This is a genomic window from Cedecea sp. VD22, assembly GCF_037150195.1.
Taxonomy (GTDB): Bacteria; Pseudomonadota; Gammaproteobacteria; order Enterobacterales; family Enterobacteriaceae; genus Cedecea.
The window spans coordinates 298,316-318,543 of record NZ_JBBCPX010000002.1; the positions used below are offsets into that span (position 1 = coordinate 298,316).

Here is a 20,228-nt window from a genome sequence, read left to right on the forward strand (position 1 = left end):
ACGGGCATACTACGCGATAATAAAGGATCCGAAGTGAACATGGCTATTAAGAATCACGCATGTGCGAGGCCGGAAACACTTCAGCGTGCACGTTACTCGCGCTGGTTTTATTGCGCCCCTGCCGCTTCGATAAATACAAATACTTATCCGCTTCGGGAATAAGCTGATTAAGGGTTGCTTCCAGCGTGTTATTACCCAGCGCCGCCTCAGCCAGGCCAATACTGACGGTGATAAACAGCGATTGTTCTTCGTAGTGAAAAGTACTGACTTCAATCGTTTTGCGGATCTGCTCGGCAATCTCAAAACCCTGCTGGTTATCCCGAACCCGGCACACCACCACAAACTCTTCCCCGCCGATGCGCGCCACCATTCCTCGCTCACCTACGGTGTCCAGCACTCTGCTGGCGAAAGAGGCCAGCACGGTATCCCCGCATTCGTGGCCCCAGCTGTCATTGATTCGTTTGAAAAAATCAATATCCAGCAGCATCACGCACAGCAGCGGCTCTTGCGGGATTGGTTGATGCCGCCCGCTGCGCTTGAGTGCTTCAAACAGCCCGGAGCGGGAATAAACGCCCGTCAGGTAATCATAGTCGGCACGCCGCGAAGTCTGCTTAATCAGCTGATTAATGGCATCCACGCTGATGGAAACAATCAGGGGGCAAATCGCGATAGTGGCAATGCCCAGGCGCGCCGAGAACATCTGATCGACCAGCAACAACGGCTGTTCGGAATGGAGATTAATTGCCGCGTGGGCCACCAGCACAATTTCCACCCCGCCGGTAATCAGCGTCAGCAGCGCAGTAACCGGGAGGGGGTAGCGAATAGCGCACCAGATAAGCGCAGGGAGCGGAAACGCCAGGCTGCCCGCCCCGCCGATAATCATCGCCGTGCAGACTGCAATCACCACGGAAAAAAACGGATACATGTCTGACGGCACGATACCGGTCAGTTTCCGCCAGGAAGGCCAGCTGGCGGTCAGCAAACAGGGCAGCATCAGCACGCCGGTTGAAAACTGCTCACTCACCCAGTCAGCATAGAGCGGCATAAACTTTTCATGGTAATCGCCGCTTATCCCCAGCGATCCTACCGCGCCAAATAATGAAGATAATATGGCGGCAATCAGCGAAAAGTTAAAAATATTAAACGCATTTAGCGCCCAGTTACTCTCATCCATATTGCGCGAATAGCGCAGCAATAAACGGGCGGCGGTGACAATAAACACCATATTTGAAAAGTTGATGATCGTCGACTGCCAGCCCCACTGGGTGGTAAAGGCGTCATAAACCAGCATTGCCGCATAGCAAATAAAATAATAAATGGCTTTGTTCAGCCACGGATTACGCACAAAGATGGCGGCCAGCACCGCATTCAGCGGCCAGAATAGCGAAAGATCGTTAACCAGCCGAAGCGAAGCGCCAAAGAAGTAAAATAGCGTGGTAAGCGCAAAAACACTGATCGCATTTAACAGCATTTTATCGGGGGAAAAGAATGAAAACTTAGGTCGATTAACCATGCTATCCTGGTTCATATCTATTCATCACCGCTGAAAATAAATAGCGCCATCAGGTGATTGCGAAAATAAGCATTAGCTTAGCATGTTTATCCCGCTAACAATCCAGGGCATTGAGAGAAAGAAGAAAATTCACTCAACTCGCCAGCGTTCCGCATGAACTATTAGCCATAAGTTAAATTTTTGCCACCTTCTCCCCCGCCTTTTGTCAACGGCAGGCTTTGTGGCTAAAAATTCAGACTTATTGCCGGGGAATAATTAGCAGCCTCAGGTTTAACCGATGTTTAACGTCGCTGCCTTATAGTCCATAAACGTAGGATTTCCCGGAGCTGAAATGCGTAAAACACCCTGGGCGGAACGACTCATCATTACCGCCATAATGCTGGCCGTGCTGGCCACCGTTAGCCTGGTTGGCGTGCTATGGTTGCGCATACCGGGATTATTATTACTGCAATAACTGCGTCGGTTAAAAAATAGAGCGCCCGATGCGCTGAGAGAGAATTTCCAGAGCGGCCGTCCCGGCCAGTGAGTTACCGGAAGCATCCAGCTCCGGGCACCACACGGCAATAGACATTTCATTCGGTACGTTGGCGATAATCCCGCCACCCACGCCCGATTTTCCCGGTAACCCCACGCGATAGGCAAATTCCCCCGCACCGTCATACATGCCGCTGGTGATCATCAGCGCATTAATCTGCCGAGCGTGTTGAGCAGAGATCACCGGTTCAGCAATGTGCAGAGCCCGCCCCTGATTGGCCAGAAATAAAAACGTTTTGGCTAACTCCAGACAACTCATTTCCAGCGCACAGTAATGGAAATAGGTTTGCAGCACGGTAATGACATCATTCTCAAAATTACCAAATGACTTCATCAGCCAGGCAATCGCGGCATTGCGTGCCGAATGCTCAAATTCAGACCGCGCGACGCGTGTGTTATAGACTAAATCGTCAGCACCGGAGAGCGCCCGCACGACTTCCAGCATCCTCTGTTTGGGCGCGCTGAGGCGGGTTTGCAGCATGTCACATACCACCAGCGCACCGGCATTAATAAACGGATTGCGGGGTTTGCCCTGCTCAAGCTCAAGCTGTAACAGAGAGTTAAACGGCTGGCCGGACGGCTCTTTGCCTACGCGCTGCCAGATTTCAGCTTCATCATAGCGACCCATCGCCAGCGTCAGGCTCAGCACTTTAGAGATCGACTGAATAGAAAAACGCTCTGACGCATCCCCGGCGCTGAAGAACTCTCCGTCCACGGTACAAATAGCAATCCCGAGCTTATTGCCGGAAACCTCTTCCAGCGCCGGAATATAATTCGCGACCTTTCCTTGACCCAGCAAAGGGCGAACCTGGTTGAGGATCTCTTCCAGTAACTGATTGTTTAATTGAACCGGCACCGTGCGCTCCTGAGGCATATGTTAAGCGGCGAAAGTATACCAGAGCCACGGGCCGATAATAAGACGAACTCAGGCGGTCATTTGAAAGCGAGCGACAGCTTTTTCAAGGCGTTGGGACTCATCCAGCAAACGTTTTGAGGTATTAGCCGAGGCCTTAATCAGCAGCCCGGTCTGGCTCACCGCCTGATTAAGCGTGGTGATCCGCGCCGTGACGTGATGCACGCTGGCGCCCTGATCAACGGAGGCGCTGGAAATTTCATTCAGCAGCCCGCTCAGGCGGGTCACCAGGGCAATCACATTTTTCAACTGCGCCTCCAGCTCTGAGACGGCTTCGCTGCCTTGCTCAATACCCTGCAGCGAGTTATTGATCAACGACTGAATATTTCTGGTCGACTGACTGCTCTGTTTCGCCAGCAGGCCAACTTCACGTGCCACCACCGCAAAACCTCGCCCCTGGTTGCCCGCATGAGCCGCCTCAATGGCGGCGTTTAGCGCCAGGATATTGGTCTGGAAAGCAACGTTATCAATCATCGCTACAATGCCGCGCATCTCAGAGGAACGGGTCACAATATCCTGCATTGACGTATTTACCGTGTGCATCATCTGGTCGCCACCGGCCACCATCTCACGCGCTTCGTCCGCGCGCTGGTTCGCCTGAATAGCGTACTGGCTGTTTTCCTGTACGCGGGATTCCAGCTCGGTGATATGCAGCGTGACTTTCTCCAGCTCCTGCTCCTGCTGTGAAGAGTGGGTAGACAGCTCGTTATTCCCTTCCGCAAGCTGGCCAATATTGCTTAACAGAATGGCCGAGGATTCCCGCACCTCTTGCACCAGTTGCTGAATGCCCTGCTGCATTTCCAGTACGCTGCCGTGCAGCTGCTTCACCTCGCGGTTAACCAGTCTTCGCTCAGCGGGGAGCCGCGACAGATCGCCGGCGGCCAGAATATGTAAATGTTCGATAAGGCTGCGCAGCGGGCGAATCACCCAGCGAGCCACGCCCAGCCAGACGGCAATCGCCACGACCAGTAATATACCCAGCGCGATAATAAACAGCGTTTGCGCCTGACTCAGGCTGTCCAGCAATGTGTGGCTGGCCGCAGCTGTTTGCTTCTCGCCTTCGGTCTGATAGCGCGCGTACTGCTCGTTGAAATCGGACTGGAAAGCCTGAATCGGCACTTCAAAGAACGCATCGATGGAGGCCTTCTTTTGCATCCCTTCCAGCTGTTCTTTCAATCCGCCGAAGAACAGCTGATAGCTGTTGGCCAGGCTCTCGCTGCCCGCCGGGTGAAGTTGCTGCCAGGCGGCAAAATTCTGCTGCGAAACTTTCAGGGCGGCGTCGGCCTCATCCACCAGGCTGTTCCAGCTGCCGACCGACCCGGTCTCTTTGTCCTGCATAAAGTAAACGCCCGCCCGGTTCAGCAGGTCACTGGTCATCAGCAGCGAGGTTCTCGCCTTCTCCATGACCACCTGCTGCTGATGAAGCTGGTTATTTTCGAGGACGCTCTGGCGGGTTTCGTGCAGGATGTTGGACAGGGACACGGTGGAGAGAATTTGTAGCACGGAAAAGAGTGCGATAACGCCAACCACCCCGCTCAGCAGCCCGAACTCACGAGGGCGACGGGCAAGCAGCATCAAGGGATTTAAACGGCGAAAAATTTGACTTATGTTCATGATTTTCTTCAGTAACACAACGATGCCGCGAGTGTACTGAGCGAAAATGACAGAATTATTTCATTCTCATGACAAACAAGGCCACCTTCAAGGCGGCCTTACTTTTTACTGATTGCGCGGGCACAAACCAGCATAACGTCTGCCCTTACCGGAGAAAACAAGCATTATTCCTCCCCGGCAAACCGACGTCAGGCGGGCTAAGCTAGCGCCTGTCTTTCCACACGGTCTGAATATTACAGAACTCATGCAGCCCGAAATGGGAAAGCTCGCGGCCAAACCCGCTTTTTTTCACCCCGCCAAACGCCACGCGCGGATCGCTGGCGCTATAGCCGTTGATAAACACCCCGCCGCATTCGAGGCGTGCCGCCATCTCCAGCGCCAGCTGTTCATTCTCGGTATAAACCGTCGCGGACAGGCCATAATCGCTGTCGTTTGCCAGCTCAAGGGCATGTTCGCTGTCGCGGGCGACGGTAATCGCGGCCACCGGGCCAAACAGCTCCTGGCGGAACGCGGTCATCTCTGGCGTGACATTAGTGAGCACGGTCGGCGCATAGTAGTTGCCCTCGCCAGGCAGTTTATCCCCGCCGATCAGCAGTTTTGCGCCCTGCTTAAGTGACATTGTCACTTGCTCATGCAGTTCATCACGCAGATCGTAGCGTGCCATCGGCCCAATGCGATTAGCTTCTTCCTGCGGCGTACCAACCTCATAGTTTTTCAGCTCGGCAATAAAGCGGTCGGTAAAGGCAGCGGCAATTCCCTCTTCAACGATAAAGCGTTTCGCGGCGGCACAAACCTGCCCGGTATTCTGGAAGCGCCCTGCCACGGCGGCCTTCACGGCTTCGTCGAGATCGGCATCATTCAGCACGACAAACGGATCGGACCCGCCCAGCTCCAGCACGCATTTTTTCAGTGCGGCACCTGCCTGGGCACCAATCGCGGCACCTGCTCTACCGCTACCGGTCACGGTGACGGCAGCCACACGCGGGTCGTTAATCGCCTGGCTGACCCCTTCCGGCGTCACATTAAGCAGTTCGAACAGCGAAGGCACAAAGCCCGCGTCAACAAACATCTGGCGAATGAGTTCTGCGCAGCCCATCACGTTTGGCGCATGTTTCAGAATATAGCTGTTACCGGCCAGCAGAATCGGCACCGCCCCACGCAGCACCTGCCACAGCGGGAAGTTCCACGGCATTACCGCCAGGATCGGCCCCAGCGGACGGTATTCAATCACCGCCTTATTGTGTTCAACCTGAGTCGCTTCCGCCCCCAGCATGGCCGGGCCGTGATCGGCATACCAGTCGCAAAGGTTAGCGGACTTCGCCACTTCAGCGCGCGCCTGCAAAATAGGCTTGCCCATCTCGGCGGTAATCATTTGTGCCATTGCTTCGCCGTGTTTACGCACCGCCGCGCCCAAATCACGCAGCTTTTGCGCACGTTCGTTAAGCGGGGTAACGCGCCAGGTGTTAAAAGCCTGCTGGTTACGGGCCAGCGCGGCATCAATCTCGGCGGCGTTCTCAAAAGGATAAACCGCAATGCGCTCACCGGTAGCGGGATTGCGTGAAATGGCGTGGGTTTGCCCGGTTACTGATTGCATGGTGGTGCCTCGACAGGTGAATGAGATGTTAACAGTAGCCTTGAGGCACAAAGTTTAAAAATGAATAATACTAAGCAAACCCTTCACGATTTGAGAAAGCCATGGACCTCACTCAGCTGGAAATGTTTAACGCCGTCGCTGAAACCGGCAGCATCAGCGCCGCCGCGCAGCAGGTACACCGCGTCCCGTCGAACCTCACGACCCGCATCAAGCAGCTCGAGGCCGATTTAGGCGTGGCGCTGTTTATTCGCGAGAACCAGCGCCTGAAGCTCTCCCCGTCCGGCCACAGCTTCCTGGCCTACAGCAAGCGTATTCTGGCGCTGGTGGATGAAGCACGCATGGTGGTGTCCGGCGATGAACCTCAGGGCCCGCTGGCGCTGGGTTCGTTAGAAAGTACGGCGGCGGTGCGCATACCTGGCGTACTGGCAAACTTTAACCAGCGTTACCCGAAAATCCACCTTTCTCTCACCACCGGGCCTTCAGGCGACCAGATTGACGGCGTGCTCGAAGGCCGCCTCGCCGCCGCCTTTGTTGACGGCCCGGTGCTGCATCCGTCCCTTGAGGGCCTGGCGGTGTATCGCGAAGAGATGACCGTCGTCGCGCCCGCCGATCATGCCCCTATTCTCAGCGGGGCCGACGTGAACGGCGAGAGTATTTACGCTTTCCGGGCCAACTGCTCCTATCGCCGTCACTTTGAGAGCTGGTTTCACGACAGCCAGGCTATGCCGGGCAAGATCCACGAAATGGAGTCTTATCACGGGATGCTGGCCTGCGTGATTGCCGGCGCGGGGCTGGCGCTGATGCCACGGAGTATGCTGGAGAGTATGCCGGGCAGCCATCAGGTGAGCACCTGGCCGCTGCCGGAGGATAAGCGCTATCTTGATACCTGGCTGCTGTGGCGCAGAGACGCCAAAACCCGCCAGCTGGATGCTTTTATCTCGCTGCTGGAATTGCCTTCGCAGGTGCCTTAACTAAGCCTTGAGATCCCCATACTTATAAGCGGCGGTCACCCCGCCGTCGATCAGGATATCGCTCCCGCTGATATAGGTGCCGTTCGGGCCAAAGAGAAACTCAGCCAGGGCGCCAATTTCGTCCGGCGTGCCGCCTCTTCCCGCCGGGGATTTCGCCAGCATGTTTCGGTAGAACTCCCCGCGTTCGACACTGTTCAGTTCGTCATAGGCCAATGGGGTATACACGATCCCGGCACTGATGCAGTTGATTCTCGCGCCTCGCCGCCCCCATTTTACCGCCTCGGCCATCACCCGCAGCGCATTGCCCCGTTTTGACACCTGGTAGGCATACAGGCTGTCGTCAATGGCTTTGACTCGCGGTAATTCCAGCAGCTGTTCCGGCGGCAGCGTTGCCAGCTCGTCGGCCTCGGCCTGCGTCAGCGCGTCCACATCCAGCCGGTGGCTGGACTGCGAGCCAATCACCACCCCGGAACCTCCCGCGCCAATAACCTTTCCAAACGCCTCAAACACCACTGCCGTACCGTAAAGATCGACCCGGAGAATATCCTGAGCGACAGCCTGGGAAGGTGAAAGCCCGGCGGTGTGGATCACGCCCTTCACTTCTCCGTGGCCACAAGCCAGACTCACGAGATTTTGAATCGATTCCCGCGAGCGAACATCAACCACGGTGGTGCTGACCCGGAAACCCGCCTGCTGCAACGTTTGCTGCGCGGTCTGGCTATTTTCCGGCGTGATATCGGCCAGCAAAATATGTTTACCGGTGCCGACGCGGCGGGCAATCGCCTGAGCAATCGATCCGCTGCCGATAACAACAATAACGTCCTGGGAAGAAGGCATGTTTTTCTCCTGAATAATGGAATGCAATAAGGCTAGCACGGCCGGATTCATCAATAATCGCCTCCGACGTGCTAGCCTTTATGAACTGCATTCATTAATTCCGGGGAATTTTGCCCGGCAAGTTAACGCAGCAGCACTTTCCCCACCAGATAGGTCACAGCCTTGCCGCCAATCAACACCCGGTCGCCCTTGTACTGGCAGCGCAGATCCCCGCCGCGGTAAGAGACCTGCCGCGCCAGCAGATGGGTTTTATTCAGCTTATCCGCCCAGTAAGGGATCAGCATGCTGTGAGCGGAGCCGGTGACGGGATCTTCCGGCACCGATTCTCCCGGGCAAAAGAAGCGGCTGACAAAGTCATACTCGCTTTCGCCTGCGGCGGTAATACAGACCATTTTCTCCAGCGGGATCATGGCGCTGATATCGGGCTGAATCGCCTCAACCTGCGCCTGACTTTCCAGCACCACCATATAATCACGCCCGACGCGCATCTCTTTACACTCGCTAATACCCAGCGTGGCCAGTAGCTCGGGCAGCGGCGCAATCGGCTGCGTTTCCCAGGCCGGGAAATCCAGCGTCAGCCACTCACCGCTACGCGTCACGGTCAGCGGGCCAACAAAACGCGTGCTGAAACGGATCGTCGCCTCCGGGTAATCCAGATGCTCGAAAATAACGTGGGAGGCCGCCAGCGTAGCGTGCCCGCAAAGGTTGATCTCCCCCTGGGTGGTGAACCAACGCAGCTCAAAGCCCTCATCCGTGGTCACAAAAAAAGCCGTTTCCGACTGATTATGCTGCTGCGACATTTTCAGCAGCGTTTCATCCGGCAGCCATTCGCTGAGCGGGCAAACCGCCGCCGCGTTGCCGCCAAACGTTGCGTCTGCGAAGGCGTCTACCATATAAAAGTCAATTGCTTGCATTGGCGTTACTCCTGCTTTTCATTGTTATTTTCTTCACCTCTACCATGACATACTCGCCCGAACTGTGCTGTTTTTTTTCTACCGTACCCAGGCGCCAGCCCCAAATGAGACATAAATCACAAAATGGGTTGTGTCGTCGATCTGATGGTTTTATGATCGCCCCATTCCTACCCCTTATTTACCTGCATATTCCCTTATGACAATTGCTACCGTTTCACGCAAAACGGCGTGGCTGCGGGTCGTCATTCTCGCCGTCGCCGCCTTTATTTTTAACACCACCGAGTTTGTGCCCGTCGGCCTGCTGTCCGACATTGCGCAAAGCTTTGGCATGGAAACCGCGCAGGTCGGGATCATGCTGACTATCTACGCCTGGGTGGTGGCCCTGATGTCGCTGCCCTTTATGCTGATGACCAGCCAGGTTGAACGTCGCCGCCTGCTGATTAGCATTTTCCTGCTGTTTATTGCCAGCCACGTGCTGTCGTTCCTCGCCTGGAACTTTACCGTGCTGGTCATCAGCCGCATTGGGATTGCTTTCGCCCACGCCATTTTCTGGTCGATTACCGCTTCCCTGGCCATTCGTATGGCTCCGGCGGGCAAAAAAGCGCAGGCGTTAAGCCTGCTCGCCACCGGCACGGCGCTGGCAATGGTGCTGGGCTTGCCGATCGGGCGTATCGTCGGGCAGTATTTCGGCTGGCGTACCACCTTCTTCGTCATTGGCGTCGTGGCGGCCATCACGCTGTTTTGCCTGATGAAACTGCTGCCCAAACTGCCGAGCGAGCATTCTGGCTCGCTGTCGAGCGTGCCCAAACTGTTCCGCCGCCCGGCGCTGGTCAATATCTATGCCTTAATCGCGGTGGTGGTCACCGCGCATTACACCGCCTACAGCTATATCGAACCTTTCGTCCAGCAAATTGCCGGGCTTAGCGCTAACTTCGCCACCCTGCTTTTACTGCTGTTTGGCGGCGCGGGCATCATCGGCAGCGTGCTGTTTGGCAAATGGGGGAATAAATACGCTTCGGGGCTGGTGTCCGGCGCGATTGCGCTGATGGCCGCTTGTCTGGTCCTTCTGTTGCCCGCCGCGCAAAGCGAACTCACCCTTGCCGGGCTCAGCCTGTTCTGGGGCATTTCAATTATGATCGTGGCCCTGGGGATGCAGGTTAAAGTCCTGGCCCTGGCGCCGGATGCCACCGACGTGGCGATGTCGCTGTTCTCCGGGATCTTTAATATCGGCATTGGCGCGGGCGCGCTGGTGGGGAACCAGGTCAGCCTGCATATTTCCATGTCAGATATCGGCTTTATCGGCGCGATTCCGGCGCTTATCGCGCTGGTCTGGTCCATTCTGGTGTTCCGCCGCTGGCCGGTGGCGCTGGAAGAGCGGCCCCAGCCTACGCAGTAACAAAAATGCCCTCATCACGAGGGCATTTTTTTCCATCACGCTCAAATCAGGCGGGATAAGTTTTAATAATTTCCAGCACGCCGTTAATAATAAACTGCACGCCCATACATACCAGCAGGAAGCCCATCAGGCGGGAAATCGCTTCAATGCCGCTTTTACCCACCAGACGCATAATCGCACCGGAGCTTCGCAGGCTGGCCCAAAGAATCACGCCCACGGCCAGGAAAATCAGCGGTGGCGCAACGGTAATGACCCAGCTCGGGAAGTCAGAGCCCGCCCGCACCGTAGACGCGGAGCTGATAATCATCGCGATGGTGCCCGGCCCTGCCGTGCTCGGCATCGCCAGCGGCACAAAAGCGATATTGGCTTCCGGCTCTTCGCTTAACTCTTCCGACTTGCTTCTCGCCTCCGGGGATTCATGTGCTTTCTGCTGCGGGAACAGCATACGGAAGCCGATAAAGGCGACGATCAAGCCCCCGGCAATACGCAGCCCGGGAATCGAAATCCCGAAGGTGTTCATCACCACCTGCCCGGCGTAATACGCCACCATCATGATGGCGAACACATTCACCGAAGCTATGAGTGCCGTGCGATTGCGCTGCCGGCTGTTCATGTCCCCGGAAAGCCCAAGGAACAGTGCCACGGTGGTGAGCGGGTTCGCCAGCGGCAGCAGTACCACAAGGCCAAGGCCGATAGCCCTGAGTAAATCCATCATATTTTTATCCTTTTTTTGTCCTTTATTGAACAGCTATAGCGCAGGTTAGACTATAGCAGCCCGCAGTTTACTGACCGCTGTTGAAGCGTTTTAGCTTTTCGTGGCATCGGCTGAATCATCACGTTGACTTATACTTGCCTCGGCAATAGTATCTGCCGTGACTAATCTACTTGCCTGGGCAAACATAGTGAAAAGCACCTGTGATCTGTTTAACGAAATGATCCCCCTCGGGCGATTGATCCACATGGTGAATCAGCATAAAGATCGCCTGTTAAACGATTCTCTCTCCCCGCTGGATATCACCGCGACCCAGTTTAAGGTGCTGTGCTCCATTCACTATGAAGTGTGTATTACCCCAGTCGAGCTGAAAAAAGTGCTTTCCGTTGACCTCGGTGCGTTAACCCGAATGCTGGACCGCCTGCTGTGCAAAGGCTGGGTCGAGCGTTTGCCGAACCCCAACGATAAGCGCGGCGTTCTGATCAGGCTGACGCCGGAAGGCGTGGCGCTGTGTGAAGAATGCCGAAACCTGGTGGGGCTTAGCCTCCATAAAGAACTCACTAAAAACCTTACGGACGACGAAGTCGATACGCTTTATCGCCTGTTGAAAAAGGTATTGCCGTAAACCTGCAAAGAGGTGAAACGATGTCCAGACGCAACAATGATGCGGTCACAATTCAAAGCATTTTGGGGTGGATTGAAGAGAACCTGGAAACCCCGCTCTCGCTGGAGAAGGTTTCTCAGCGCTCAGGCTACTCCAAGTGGCATCTGCAGCGGATGTTTAAAAAAGAAACCGGCCACTCAATGGGCCAGTACATCCGCAACCGTAAGCTGACCGAAATCGCCCTGAAGCTAAAAGAGAGCAACGAACCGATCCTTTATCTGGCCGAGCGCTACGGTTTTGAATCGCAGCAGACGTTAACCCGCACCTTCAAGAACTACTTCTCGGTGCCGCCGCACAAGTACCGCGTAACCCGTCTCGCTGGCGAAGGCAAATATCTGCACCCGTACAACCAGTATTGCAGTTTGTGTAACTAACGCATCACCGTCCGTTTTACAGACGTAACCGAGGAAATATGAAAGTCATCTCCGCAGCCGCGCTCCTTCTGGCGCTGGCATCAACCAACGCTCTTGCGGAGCAGTCCGGCAGCTTCAACGCCACCCAGGCCAACTACGGCAACATGATCACCTGCTCCGGCAGTCAACTGTCTAAAGGCCCGCAGCAAACGGCAGCTGAACGTTCAGAAGAGCTGGGCTCCCCGTACTACCACGGTCATTCGCGTTCGTAAGATAAAGGCTGACCCGCCCGATGCTGGGCGGGTGCCGCGAATATCAGGATGAGACCCGCTTCACCGACCGGCCAAAACGCAGACCAAAGACGTTGATATACAGCCCGCCCATAATCAGCATCGCGCCCAGCAACTGCATTACCGTCAGCTTTTCACCGAGCAGCAACGCCGCGCTGGCCATACCCACCACAGGCACCAGCAGCGACAGCGGCGCTACGCGCCAGGTTTCGTAGCGCCCCAGCAGCGTGCCCCAGATCCCGTAGCCCACAATGGTAGAGATAAACGCCAGGTAGATCAGCGACAGAATGGTCGTTGTATCGATGTTCACCAGGCTTTGCAGCATCGTTGCCGGGCCATCCAGCAGCCAGCTTGCCGCAAAAAACGGCAGCACCGGGATCAGCGCACTCCAGACAATCAGCGACATGATTGCCGGGCGCTGTTCATGCTGCATGATCATCTTGTTAAAGATATTGCCGAACGCCCAGCTCATGCCCGCCGCCAGCGTCAGCATAAAGCCGAGCAGCCCGACGTGCTGGCCTTCGAAACTGCCCTTAATCAGCACCAGCACGCCGAAGACCGCCAGGGTGATCCCGGCCAGCTGCTTAGCCTGCAGCCGCTCGCCAAAGAAAAACGTTCCCAGAATAATGGTGAAAAACGCCTGAGACTGCAGCACCAGTGAAGCCAGCCCGGCGGGCATGCCAAACTTGATCGCGGTAAACAGGAAGGCAAACTGCCCGAAGCTGATGGTCAGCGCATAGCCCGCCAGCAGCCGAAACGGCAGCTTTGGCCGGGCCACAAACAGCAGCGCCGGAAACGCCACCAGCAAAAAACGCAGCCCCGCCAGCATCAGCGGCGGCATATTGTGCAGCCCCAGCTTAATCACCACAAAATTCACGCCCCAAATCACCACCACCAGCAATGCCAGCAATCCATCTTTACGCGTCATTGTCCCGCCCTGTATTTATTATCGATTTGTAAAAAAATAAACCTTATCCCCCTGAGTAAATAGATACAGATCCCACTTTTGTCAGGAGTACAGATGTGATGTATCGTGCTTATGTCAGACTTGGTTGCTATACCAGGCTGATTTTTCGTGATAAATCTTTCTTGTTCTCTTACCCCACGATGACTAAACAGGCCGCCATGACCGCCCTCAGAAATCTGTTTGCAGGCAAACAACTTGCAACAACTGTGTTACTTATTTCTTCGCTGCTGCTGACTATCGGGCGGGGTCTGACGCTGCCATTTATGACCATTTATCTTTCGCGCGAATACCAGATGGCGCTGACGGATATCGGCCTGGCGATTACCGTCGCGCTGGTGGCCGGGGTGATCTTCAGCCTGTGGTTTGGCATCCTTGCGGATAAATTTGATAAGAAAAAAGCGATGCTGCTGGCTATCGTCATCTTCCTCGGCGGTTTTGCGGTTATCCCGCTGGTACACAACGCCGGGCTGGTGGTGCTGTTTTACTCGATTATCAACTGCTCTTACACCGTGTTCTCCGTGGTGGTGAAAGCCTGGTTTTCCGAAACGCTGGACATCAGCCTGAAGCCCAAAATCTTCTCCCTCAACTACACCTTCGTCAACGTTGGCTGGACGGTTGGCCCGCCGATAGGCACCTTCGTAGTGATGTACAGCACCAATCTGCCGTTCTGGCTCTCCGCCATGACCGCCTTGCTGCCGATTCTGATGATTGCCCGTTACGTACAAAGCCAGCCGGTGAGCAGCCGCGCTACTGAAGTGGAAGACAAGGTGCTGCCATCGCCGCGCATGATGCTGCGCGACAAACAGCTGATGTGGTTCACGACCTCGGCATTTTTAGGCTCGATGGTTTACGGCGCGTTCGCCGGCTGCCTGTCGCAATATGCGATTGTTATCGGCGATACCGGGCTGGCGGAAAAGGTGGTCAGCGTCGTGCTGTCGGTCAACGCCATTGTGGTTGTCGCTTTCCAGTACTTCCTGGGTAAAAACATTCGCCCCGATAACATCAAAAAGATGATGTTCTACGGCACGCTGTTTTTCGTATGCGGCCTCGGCGGCTTTATGATTTCTGACACTAATCTGTGGCTGTGGGGCTTGTCTTCGCTGGTGTTTACCATTGGGGAGCTGATCTACGCGCCCGGGGAATACATGCTTGTCGACAACATCGCGCCGTCGGGGCTGAAATCAAGCTACTTTGCCGCCCAGCAACTCGGCTGGCTTGGTGGAGCCTGCAACCCGCTGGTCACCGGGCTGTTATTGAGCTGGCTGCCGCCTTACATGCTGTTCGTGGTGCTGATGGCGACAATTGTACTGGCTTACTACGTCATCGTGATCGGCATGAATACGCCGCCCCGCCAGCCCATAACGGCCTGACGAGGCGCTCGTGATTACACGTCTTTTTCGTATTTGATAAAGCCAGATTTCTTCGCCACTTTGTCATACAGCGTCTGCGCGGTGGCGTTGGTTTCATGGGTATGCCAGTACAGGCGCGAACTGTTGTTGGCTGCAGCATGCTGACGTACCGCTTCAATCAGCGCCCGACCAACGCCTTTGCCCCTCGCCTGCGGCGTCGCAAACAGATCTTCCAGGTAGCAGTAGTTAGTTGCTGACCAGGTACTGCGGTGATAAAGGAAATGGGTGAAACCAAGCATAGTGCCCTGGTCGTCAAAAGCCCCGAATCCCCACAGCGGCTCCTGCGCATCCAGCATACGTTCCCAGGTCAAATCGGTGACACCGTCACTGATTTGAGCATCATAAAAGGTCAGATAGCCCTGCCAGAGCGCCTGCCACTGCGCCCGGTCGCCCGCCGTTAACAGGCGGACATTCACCTGCCGAGCGGGTTCGCTTTTCTGCCGGCTAAGTGCGTCGCGAATAGCCGCCAACCCAACACGCTGTTCGCCGTGAGGCATATTGTCCGGGGCAAGCCAGCGTTCAAACGCGCTTTTCACCAGCGGCCACTCGCCATCGGTGATAGAGAACCACGCCGTATCGCGGGTACGCCCTTTGTAGATGCCCATCTGGCGGAACACGCCTTCAAAACGGAAGCCCAGACGCAGCGCCGCGCGGCGAGATGGCCCGTTCAGGCTGTCGCACTTCCACTCATAGCGGCGGTAGCCCAGCGTTTCAAACGCATACTTCATCAGCAAAAAGTGGGCTTCCGTGGCCAGAGCGGTACGCTGCAGCAACGGCGAAAACACCACAAAGCCGACTTCAATACTGCCGTTCGCCGGGTCAAGGCGCATCAGCGACAGCGTGCCCAGCGCCTGGCCGCTGGCGGTATCCACCACGGCAAAATGAAAAGGATCGGCGCTTGTTTCTGCCCCGGCAATGTACTGCATAAAGTCGGCTTCGGTATCGAACGGCCCAACGCTGAGATAAGTCCAGCCTCGCGCATCTTCAGCCTGCCCCCAGGCCTGCCAAAGCTGCGCCCCGTGCCGAGCCGCACTTAATGGCTCGAGGCGGCAAAACTGTCCGTTTAACGTGACGCGCTCCGGCAGCGGGCGGCGCTGCCAGTCAGGAAGAGATAAGCCAATCGGCTGTTGGAAACTGTTGACGGTAAAAGACATGCTAACCTCTCGAATTCGATGGTGAATGTCGAAAACTATAGGCGCACAGAGGTTCACCAAAAAGTACCACAATCGGTATTTTTTGGCAGACCACTTATATCGCCACCAGCCCCCGGACGCCTTCCTGTTCCATGGCGCTGCCGTGCCCGCGCTGGACTATCTCCCCGCGCGACATCACCAGATACTGGTCCGCAAGCTCTGCGGCAAAATCGTAAAACTGTTCCACCAGCAGAATTGCCATATCCCCGCGCCCGGCGAGGTGGCGAATCACCTGGCCGATCTCTTTGATGATCGACGGCTGGATCCCTTCCGTTGGCTCATCCAGAATCAGCAGCTGTGGCTTACAGGCCAGGGCGCGGCCAATCGCCAGCTGTTGCTGCTGCCCGCCGGAGAGATCGCCGCCCCGCCTGAACTTCATCTCTTTTAGCACCGGAAAGAGCTGGTAAATCTCGTCCGGGACGGCCTTTGCCTCGCGCCCGGAAAAGCGCGACAGCCCCATCAGCAGGTTTTCTTCCACCGTCAGCCGCGGAAAGATTTCCCGTCCCTGCGGCACGTAGGCAATACCGGCCTGAACACGCTGGTGTGGTTTGCGCTGGGTGAGGGTTTTCCCCTGCCAGCTAACGCTGCCGCCTTTCACCGGCACCAGCCCCATCAGGCTTTTCAGCAGCGTGGTTTTCCCCACGCCGTTACGCCCGAGCAGGCAGGTCACTTCCCCCACGCGTACCTCAAAACTGACCCCGCGCAGAATATGGCTGCCGCCGTAATACTGGTTAAGCTCATTCACCTGCAGCATATTTGCTCCTTAACGGCCAAGGTAGACCTCAATAACCTGCTCATTCGCCTGCACTTCTCGCAGGGAACCTTCCGCCAGCACCTGCCCCTGATGCAGCACGGTAACGTGGTCGGCAATGGTTTCCACAAAACCCATATCGTGCTCAACCACCATCAGCGAATGTTTCCCCGCCAGGCTGCGAAACAGCTCCGCCGTGTATTCGGTTTCGGCATCGGTCATGCCCGCCGCAGGCTCGTCCAGCAGCAGCAAATGCGGCTCCTGGACCAGTAACATGCCGATCTCGAGGAACTGCTTTTGCCCGTGGGACAACAGCCCGGCCCGGCGATGGCGCTCCCCGGTCAGCCGCAGCGTCACCAGCATGTCATCAATGCGGTCGCGCTGTTCGCCGCTGAGTTTTGCCCGCAGGCTTGCCCATACCGACTTCGCGTTTTTCTGGGCGATCTCCAGGTTCTCGAAGACCGTCAGCGCCTCGAATACCGTGGGCTTTTGAAATTTACGGCCAATGCCCCGCCGGGCGATTTCAATGGGTTCCAGCCGCATCAGGTCGATGGACTGATCGTAAAAGGCCTTGCCGCTTTGGGGTTTGGTCTTGCCGGTGATCACGTCCATCAGCGTGGTTTTTCCCGCACCGTTCGGCCCAATCACGCAGCGTAGCTCCCCCACGCCGATATTCAGCGACAGGTTGGTTAACGCCTGAAACCCATCGAAGTTAACGTTGATATTTTCCAGCGCCAGCACCGGGTCGGTCTGTTCGCGAAAGCGATCCGTGGCGTACTGGCGGGTAAACAGAGATTCGGCAGGCTGCATCATTTCTCTCCTTTGCGCAGCAGGCCAATCACCCCGCGCGGTAAAAACAGCGTCACCAGAATAAAAATCAGGCCAAGGAACAGCTGCCAGTACTCCGGCACCGCCATGGTGAAGTAGCTTTTCGCCCCGTTCACCAGCCCCGCGCCCAGCACCGGACCAATCAGCGTGCCGCGCCCGCCCAGCGCCACCCAGATAGCGGCCTCAATAGAGTTGGTCGGCGACATTTCGCCCGGGTTAATGATGCCCACCTGCGGCACGTACAGCGCCCCGGCCAGGCCGCACAGCACCGCAGAAAGCGTCCACACCAGCAGCTTGAAGCCCCGGGGATCGTACCCGCAGTACGTCAGGCGGTTTTCCGCATCGCGCACCGCCGTCAGAATGCGACCAAACTTGCTGCGCGCCAGCCAGAAGCCGAGGCCAATGCTCGCCACTAAAAGCAGCACGGTAGCGATAAACAGCCCGATACGCGTCCCGACCGCTGTAACGGGCATCCCCAGTAGAGTGGTGAAGCCGGTAAACCCGTTATTGCCGCCAAAGCCGGTTTCATTGCGGAAAAACAGCAGCATCCCCGCATAGGTCAACGCCTGCGTCATGATCGAGAAGTACACGCCCTTAATCTTTGAGCGAAAGGCGAAATAGCCGAACACAAACGCCAGCAGCCCCGGGGCCGCCATCGCCAGCAGCAGCGCCCAGGCGAAGTACTGTGTGCCGGACCAGTACCACGGCAGCTCGTTCCAGGAGAGAAACGACATAAAGCCGGGCAGCCCGTCACCGGCGGCCTGGCGCATCAGGTACATGCCCATGGCGTAGCCGCCGAGAGCGAAAAACAGACCGTGCCCGAGGGAAAGCAACCCGGCATAGCCCCAGACCAGATCCAGTGCCACCGCGACGATGGCATAACAAAGGATTTTGCCCATCAGCGTCAGGGTGTAGGTCGACAAGCTGAACGGATTACTGGCAGGCAACAGCGTCAGAAACGGCAGCGTCAGCAGCAAAACCACCAGCAGCATCCCCAACACCAAAGTCAGGCGCGGGGCTTTACGTCCGAGCGTTAAAGTCAGCGGCATACTCATCAGTCAATGACCCTCCCTTTGAGCGCAAACAGCCCCTGTGGCCGCTTCTGAATGAACAGTACAATCAGCACCAGAATCAAAATTTTGCCCAGCACCGCGCCGATTTGCGGTTCGAGGATCTTGTTGAAGATGCCCAACCCGAACGCCGCCGCCACGCTCCCGGCAAGCTGCCCGACGCCGCCCAGCACCACCACCAGGAAGGAGTCGATGATATAGCCCTGGCCGAGCTCGGGGCCGACGTTACCCAGCTGAGAAAGCGCCACGCCCCCCAACCCGGCAATGCCGGAGCCAAGCCCGAACGCGAGCATATCCACGCGCCCGGTCGAAACGCCGCAGCAGGCCGCCATCGCGCGGTTTTGCGTCACGGCTCGCACGTTCATGCCCAGCCGCGTTTTATTCAGCAGCAGCCAGGTAAACAGCAGCACCAGTAGCACAAAGCCCAGCACCACCAGGCGGTTCCACGGCAGGATCAGGTTCGGCAGCACCTGCAGCCCACCGGACAGCCAGGCCGGGTTAGCCACTTCCACGTTCTGCGCCCCAAACAGCATGCGCACGATCTGAATCAGCATCAGGCTGATACCCCATGTCGCCAGCAGCGTTTCCAGCGGGCGGCCATACAAATGGCGGATAATGGTGCGTTCAAGCGCCATGCCAATCCCGGCGGTGATCGCAAAAGCCACCGGCAGCGCAACCAGGGGATAAAGCGCCAGCCATGCCGGGGCAAACTGCTGGAAAGCAGCCTGAACGCCCCACGCCGAGTACGCGCCCAGCATCAGCATTTCGCCGTGCGCCATATTGATCACGCCCAGCAGGCCATAGGTGATCGCCAGCCCCAGAGCGGCAAGCAGCAAAATCGACCCCAGAGAAAGCCCCATAAACGCCTGGCCGAGAATATCCCCCAGCATCTGCCGGCGTTCGATTTGACGCAGCCCGTCAGCGGCGGCCTGGCGCACGCTGGCATCCGTCTCTGCGCCAGCATCGGTTAAAGGTTTGAGTAACGCTTCCGTGTCCGGGTCGGTGGACTTGCCGAGCAGCTTAACCGCCTCCAGGCGCACGGCGGCCTGCGGGCTGGCTAGCTCAAGGCGGGCGGCGGCCAGCGTCAGCGCATCACGCACGCTTTGCTCTTTTTCTGCGCTCATCCGCTTCTGTAAAACGGGCAGCAGCTCCGGCGGCGCCTCTTTCTGCAAAGCTTTCGCGGCGTTTAAACGAGTTGTGACGTTGTCACTTATTAATTGATGGCTAGCCAGCGCTCCGGCGACCAAAACGCGTAGCCGGTTGGTCAAACGGAGTTTTTTGGTTTCGCCCTGCGGCTGGGCTTCGTCGCCCAACGGCGTCAGCACGGCTCCGGTCTGGTTGAAAGCCGAATGCCCGTCGGTGACCAGCGTTTCCTGCTGCAGCGCATTGAGCAGCGGTAAACGGGCGGGATCGGGCGCCAGCGTCCAGCTTTGCAGCAGGTCGGCCTGCGCCGTGCGGTTTGCCGCCGCAAACGTTTCTGCATCCCCGGCGGCGGCTAGTCCCGGCAATATTGCGGCCACAACCAGCAGCAGCCGGGCCAGTGTTGCTAATGTCATGGCGTTCTCCTGAATGGTTTTACCCTGATGCCCCTCGGCCAGCCCCTCACCCTAACCCTCTCCCCAAAGGGGAGAGGGAATAAAAGATTTCCCCAGCTCCTTTTCAGAGAGGGCTTTCCCTCTTTCTCCCTCTCCCTTCCAGGGAGAGG

General features: G+C 56.8%; 20 protein-coding genes. 7 read left to right on the top strand and 13 right to left on the bottom strand.

From position 1 onward, the window contains the following. Positions 1–46: 46 nt before the first annotated feature. Positions 47–1,528 carry a diguanylate cyclase gene (locus WFK85_RS07485; protein WP_442892174.1) on the bottom strand — a complete coding sequence of 494 codons (1,482 nt, stop codon included), beginning with the start codon at positions 1,526–1,528 and terminating at the stop codon, positions 47–49. Between the two features lie 316 nt (positions 1,529–1,844). Between WFK85_RS07485 and WFK85_RS07490 the strand changes: the two genes are divergently transcribed. Further along, positions 1,845–1,967, top strand: a complete 123-nt coding sequence (locus WFK85_RS07490) for a hypothetical protein (protein ID WP_254902675.1) — start codon at positions 1,845–1,847, stop codon at positions 1,965–1,967. Positions 1,968–1,976: 9 nt separating this feature from the next. Here WFK85_RS07490 and glsB read toward each other — a convergent pair whose 3' ends face one another. The 3 genes from glsB to sad form a co-directional block, all read right to left on the bottom strand. Next, entirely contained in the window at positions 1,977–2,903 is a 927-nt protein-coding gene (glsB, locus tag WFK85_RS07495) for a glutaminase B (RefSeq protein WP_336707060.1), read from the bottom strand. Positions 2,904–2,972: 69 nt separating this feature from the next. Next, on the bottom strand, positions 2,973–4,574 hold the full coding sequence (locus tag WFK85_RS07500; RefSeq protein ID WP_166992577.1) for a methyl-accepting chemotaxis protein: 1,602 nt from the start codon (positions 4,572–4,574) through the stop codon (positions 2,973–2,975). Between the two features lie 202 nt (positions 4,575–4,776). Next, entirely contained in the window at positions 4,777–6,168 is a 1,392-nt protein-coding gene (gene sad / locus WFK85_RS07505; protein WP_336707057.1) for a succinate-semialdehyde dehydrogenase, read from the bottom strand. A 101-nt stretch (positions 6,169–6,269) separates the two neighbouring features. Between sad and ptrR the strand changes: the two genes are divergently transcribed. After that, positions 6,270–7,139 carry a putrescine utilization regulator PtrR gene (ptrR, locus tag WFK85_RS07510; RefSeq protein ID WP_008459022.1) on the top strand — a complete coding sequence of 290 codons (870 nt, stop codon included), beginning with the start codon at positions 6,270–6,272 and terminating at the stop codon, positions 7,137–7,139. Here the strand turns inward: ptrR and WFK85_RS07515 are convergent, their stop codons facing one another. Next, complete coding sequence (locus WFK85_RS07515; protein WP_336707054.1) at positions 7,140–7,976, bottom strand: SDR family oxidoreductase; 837 nt, start codon at positions 7,974–7,976, stop codon at positions 7,140–7,142. Positions 7,977–8,098: 122 nt separating this feature from the next. Beyond that, positions 8,099–8,890, bottom strand: coding sequence for a PhzF family phenazine biosynthesis isomerase (locus tag WFK85_RS07520; protein ID WP_166992585.1), 792 nt, complete (start codon positions 8,888–8,890; stop codon positions 8,099–8,101). Positions 8,891–9,086: 196 nt separating this feature from the next. Here WFK85_RS07520 and WFK85_RS07525 point away from each other — a divergent pair, with 196 nt between their 5' ends. Continuing rightward, entirely contained in the window at positions 9,087–10,286 is a 1,200-nt protein-coding gene (locus tag WFK85_RS07525; protein WP_336707052.1) for a sugar transporter, read from the top strand. Positions 10,287–10,332: 46 nt separating this feature from the next. On the opposite strand, the gene WFK85_RS07530 is transcribed toward WFK85_RS07525, so the two are convergent. After that, positions 10,333–11,001 carry a MarC family NAAT transporter gene (locus WFK85_RS07530; RefSeq protein ID WP_008459029.1) on the bottom strand — a complete coding sequence of 223 codons (669 nt, stop codon included), beginning with the start codon at positions 10,999–11,001 and terminating at the stop codon, positions 10,333–10,335. Positions 11,002–11,188: 187 nt separating this feature from the next. Between WFK85_RS07530 and marR the strand changes: the two genes are divergently transcribed. The 3 genes from marR to marB are packed head-to-tail and all read left to right on the top strand — an operon-like array spanning position 11,189 to position 12,287. Beyond that, positions 11,189–11,623, top strand: coding sequence for a multiple antibiotic resistance transcriptional regulator MarR (gene marR, locus WFK85_RS07535; protein ID WP_008459031.1), 435 nt, complete (start codon positions 11,189–11,191; stop codon positions 11,621–11,623). A gap of 20 nt (positions 11,624–11,643) precedes the next feature. After that, positions 11,644–12,036 (top strand): MDR efflux pump AcrAB transcriptional activator MarA, encoded by a 393-nt coding sequence (gene marA, locus WFK85_RS07540; RefSeq protein ID WP_008459033.1) that lies wholly within the window; start codon positions 11,644–11,646, stop codon positions 12,034–12,036. A gap of 38 nt (positions 12,037–12,074) precedes the next feature. Beyond that, positions 12,075–12,287 carry a multiple antibiotic resistance regulatory protein MarB gene (gene marB / locus WFK85_RS07545; RefSeq protein WP_008459034.1) on the top strand — a complete coding sequence of 71 codons (213 nt, stop codon included), beginning with the start codon at positions 12,075–12,077 and terminating at the stop codon, positions 12,285–12,287. A 43-nt stretch (positions 12,288–12,330) separates the two neighbouring features. Here marB and eamA read toward each other — a convergent pair whose 3' ends face one another. Beyond that, positions 12,331–13,233, bottom strand: a complete 903-nt coding sequence (gene eamA / locus WFK85_RS07550) for an O-acetylserine/cysteine exporter (protein ID WP_336707048.1) — start codon at positions 13,231–13,233, stop codon at positions 12,331–12,333. A gap of 197 nt (positions 13,234–13,430) precedes the next feature. Between eamA and WFK85_RS07555 the strand changes: the two genes are divergently transcribed. Further along, positions 13,431–14,642, top strand: coding sequence for an MFS transporter (locus WFK85_RS07555; RefSeq protein WP_336707336.1), 1,212 nt, complete (start codon positions 13,431–13,433; stop codon positions 14,640–14,642). A 14-nt stretch (positions 14,643–14,656) separates the two neighbouring features. Here WFK85_RS07555 and WFK85_RS23615 read toward each other — a convergent pair whose 3' ends face one another. From WFK85_RS23615 to urtB, 5 genes are all read right to left on the bottom strand, one after another. After that, on the bottom strand, positions 14,657–15,835 hold the full coding sequence (locus tag WFK85_RS23615; RefSeq protein ID WP_442892172.1) for a GNAT family N-acetyltransferase: 1,179 nt from the start codon (positions 15,833–15,835) through the stop codon (positions 14,657–14,659). A gap of 94 nt (positions 15,836–15,929) precedes the next feature. After that, positions 15,930–16,628 (bottom strand): urea ABC transporter ATP-binding subunit UrtE, encoded by a 699-nt coding sequence (gene urtE / locus WFK85_RS07570; RefSeq protein ID WP_336707046.1) that lies wholly within the window; start codon positions 16,626–16,628, stop codon positions 15,930–15,932. 9 nt (positions 16,629–16,637) lie between these two features. Continuing rightward, a complete protein-coding gene (gene urtD, locus WFK85_RS07575; protein ID WP_166992988.1) occupies positions 16,638–17,435 on the bottom strand; it encodes an urea ABC transporter ATP-binding protein UrtD in 798 nt (265 codons plus the stop codon). Further along, positions 17,435–18,508 (bottom strand): urea ABC transporter permease subunit UrtC, encoded by a 1,074-nt coding sequence (gene urtC, locus WFK85_RS07580; protein WP_336707044.1) that lies wholly within the window; start codon positions 18,506–18,508, stop codon positions 17,435–17,437. The genes urtD and urtC overlap by 1 nt, the downstream gene beginning before the upstream one ends. Then, positions 18,508–20,079 (bottom strand): urea ABC transporter permease subunit UrtB, encoded by a 1,572-nt coding sequence (urtB, locus tag WFK85_RS07585; protein WP_336707042.1) that lies wholly within the window; start codon positions 20,077–20,079, stop codon positions 18,508–18,510. Before urtB ends, urtC begins: the two co-directional genes overlap by 1 nt. Positions 20,080–20,228 lie beyond the last annotated feature (149 nt).

Excerpts from the sequence above, each read along its gene's own strand:
- WFK85_RS07485 (WP_442892174.1), bottom strand. The coding sequence starts at position 1,528 with ATGAACCAGGATAGCATGGTTAATCGACCTAAGTTTTCATTCTTTTCC.
- WFK85_RS07490 (WP_254902675.1), top strand. The coding sequence starts at position 1,845 with ATGCGTAAAACACCCTGGGCGGAACGACTCATCATTACCGCCATAATG.
- WFK85_RS07500 (WP_166992577.1), bottom strand. The coding sequence starts at position 4,574 with ATGAACATAAGTCAAATTTTTCGCCGTTTAAATCCCTTGATGCTGCTT.
- sad (WP_336707057.1), bottom strand. The coding sequence starts at position 6,168 with ATGCAATCAGTAACCGGGCAAACCCACGCCATTTCACGCAATCCCGCT.
- ptrR (WP_008459022.1), top strand. The coding sequence starts at position 6,270 with ATGGACCTCACTCAGCTGGAAATGTTTAACGCCGTCGCTGAAACCGGC.
- WFK85_RS07515 (WP_336707054.1), bottom strand. The coding sequence starts at position 7,976 with ATGCCTTCTTCCCAGGACGTTATTGTTGTTATCGGCAGCGGATCGATT.
- WFK85_RS07520 (WP_166992585.1), bottom strand. The coding sequence starts at position 8,890 with ATGCAAGCAATTGACTTTTATATGGTAGACGCCTTCGCAGACGCAACG.
- WFK85_RS07525 (WP_336707052.1), top strand. The coding sequence starts at position 9,087 with ATGACAATTGCTACCGTTTCACGCAAAACGGCGTGGCTGCGGGTCGTC.
- WFK85_RS07530 (WP_008459029.1), bottom strand. The coding sequence starts at position 11,001 with ATGATGGATTTACTCAGGGCTATCGGCCTTGGCCTTGTGGTACTGCTG.
- marA (WP_008459033.1), top strand. The coding sequence starts at position 11,644 with ATGTCCAGACGCAACAATGATGCGGTCACAATTCAAAGCATTTTGGGG.
- marB (WP_008459034.1), top strand. The coding sequence starts at position 12,075 with ATGAAAGTCATCTCCGCAGCCGCGCTCCTTCTGGCGCTGGCATCAACC.
- eamA (WP_336707048.1), bottom strand. The coding sequence starts at position 13,233 with ATGACGCGTAAAGATGGATTGCTGGCATTGCTGGTGGTGGTGATTTGG.
- WFK85_RS07555 (WP_336707336.1), top strand. The coding sequence starts at position 13,431 with ATGACCGCCCTCAGAAATCTGTTTGCAGGCAAACAACTTGCAACAACT.
- WFK85_RS23615 (WP_442892172.1), bottom strand. The coding sequence starts at position 15,835 with ATGTCTTTTACCGTCAACAGTTTCCAACAGCCGATTGGCTTATCTCTT.
- urtE (WP_336707046.1), bottom strand. The coding sequence starts at position 16,628 with ATGCTGCAGGTGAATGAGCTTAACCAGTATTACGGCGGCAGCCATATT.
- urtD (WP_166992988.1), bottom strand. The coding sequence starts at position 17,435 with ATGCAGCCTGCCGAATCTCTGTTTACCCGCCAGTACGCCACGGATCGC.
- urtC (WP_336707044.1), bottom strand. The coding sequence starts at position 18,508 with ATGAGTATGCCGCTGACTTTAACGCTCGGACGTAAAGCCCCGCGCCTG.
- urtB (WP_336707042.1), bottom strand. The coding sequence starts at position 20,079 with ATGACATTAGCAACACTGGCCCGGCTGCTGCTGGTTGTGGCCGCAATA.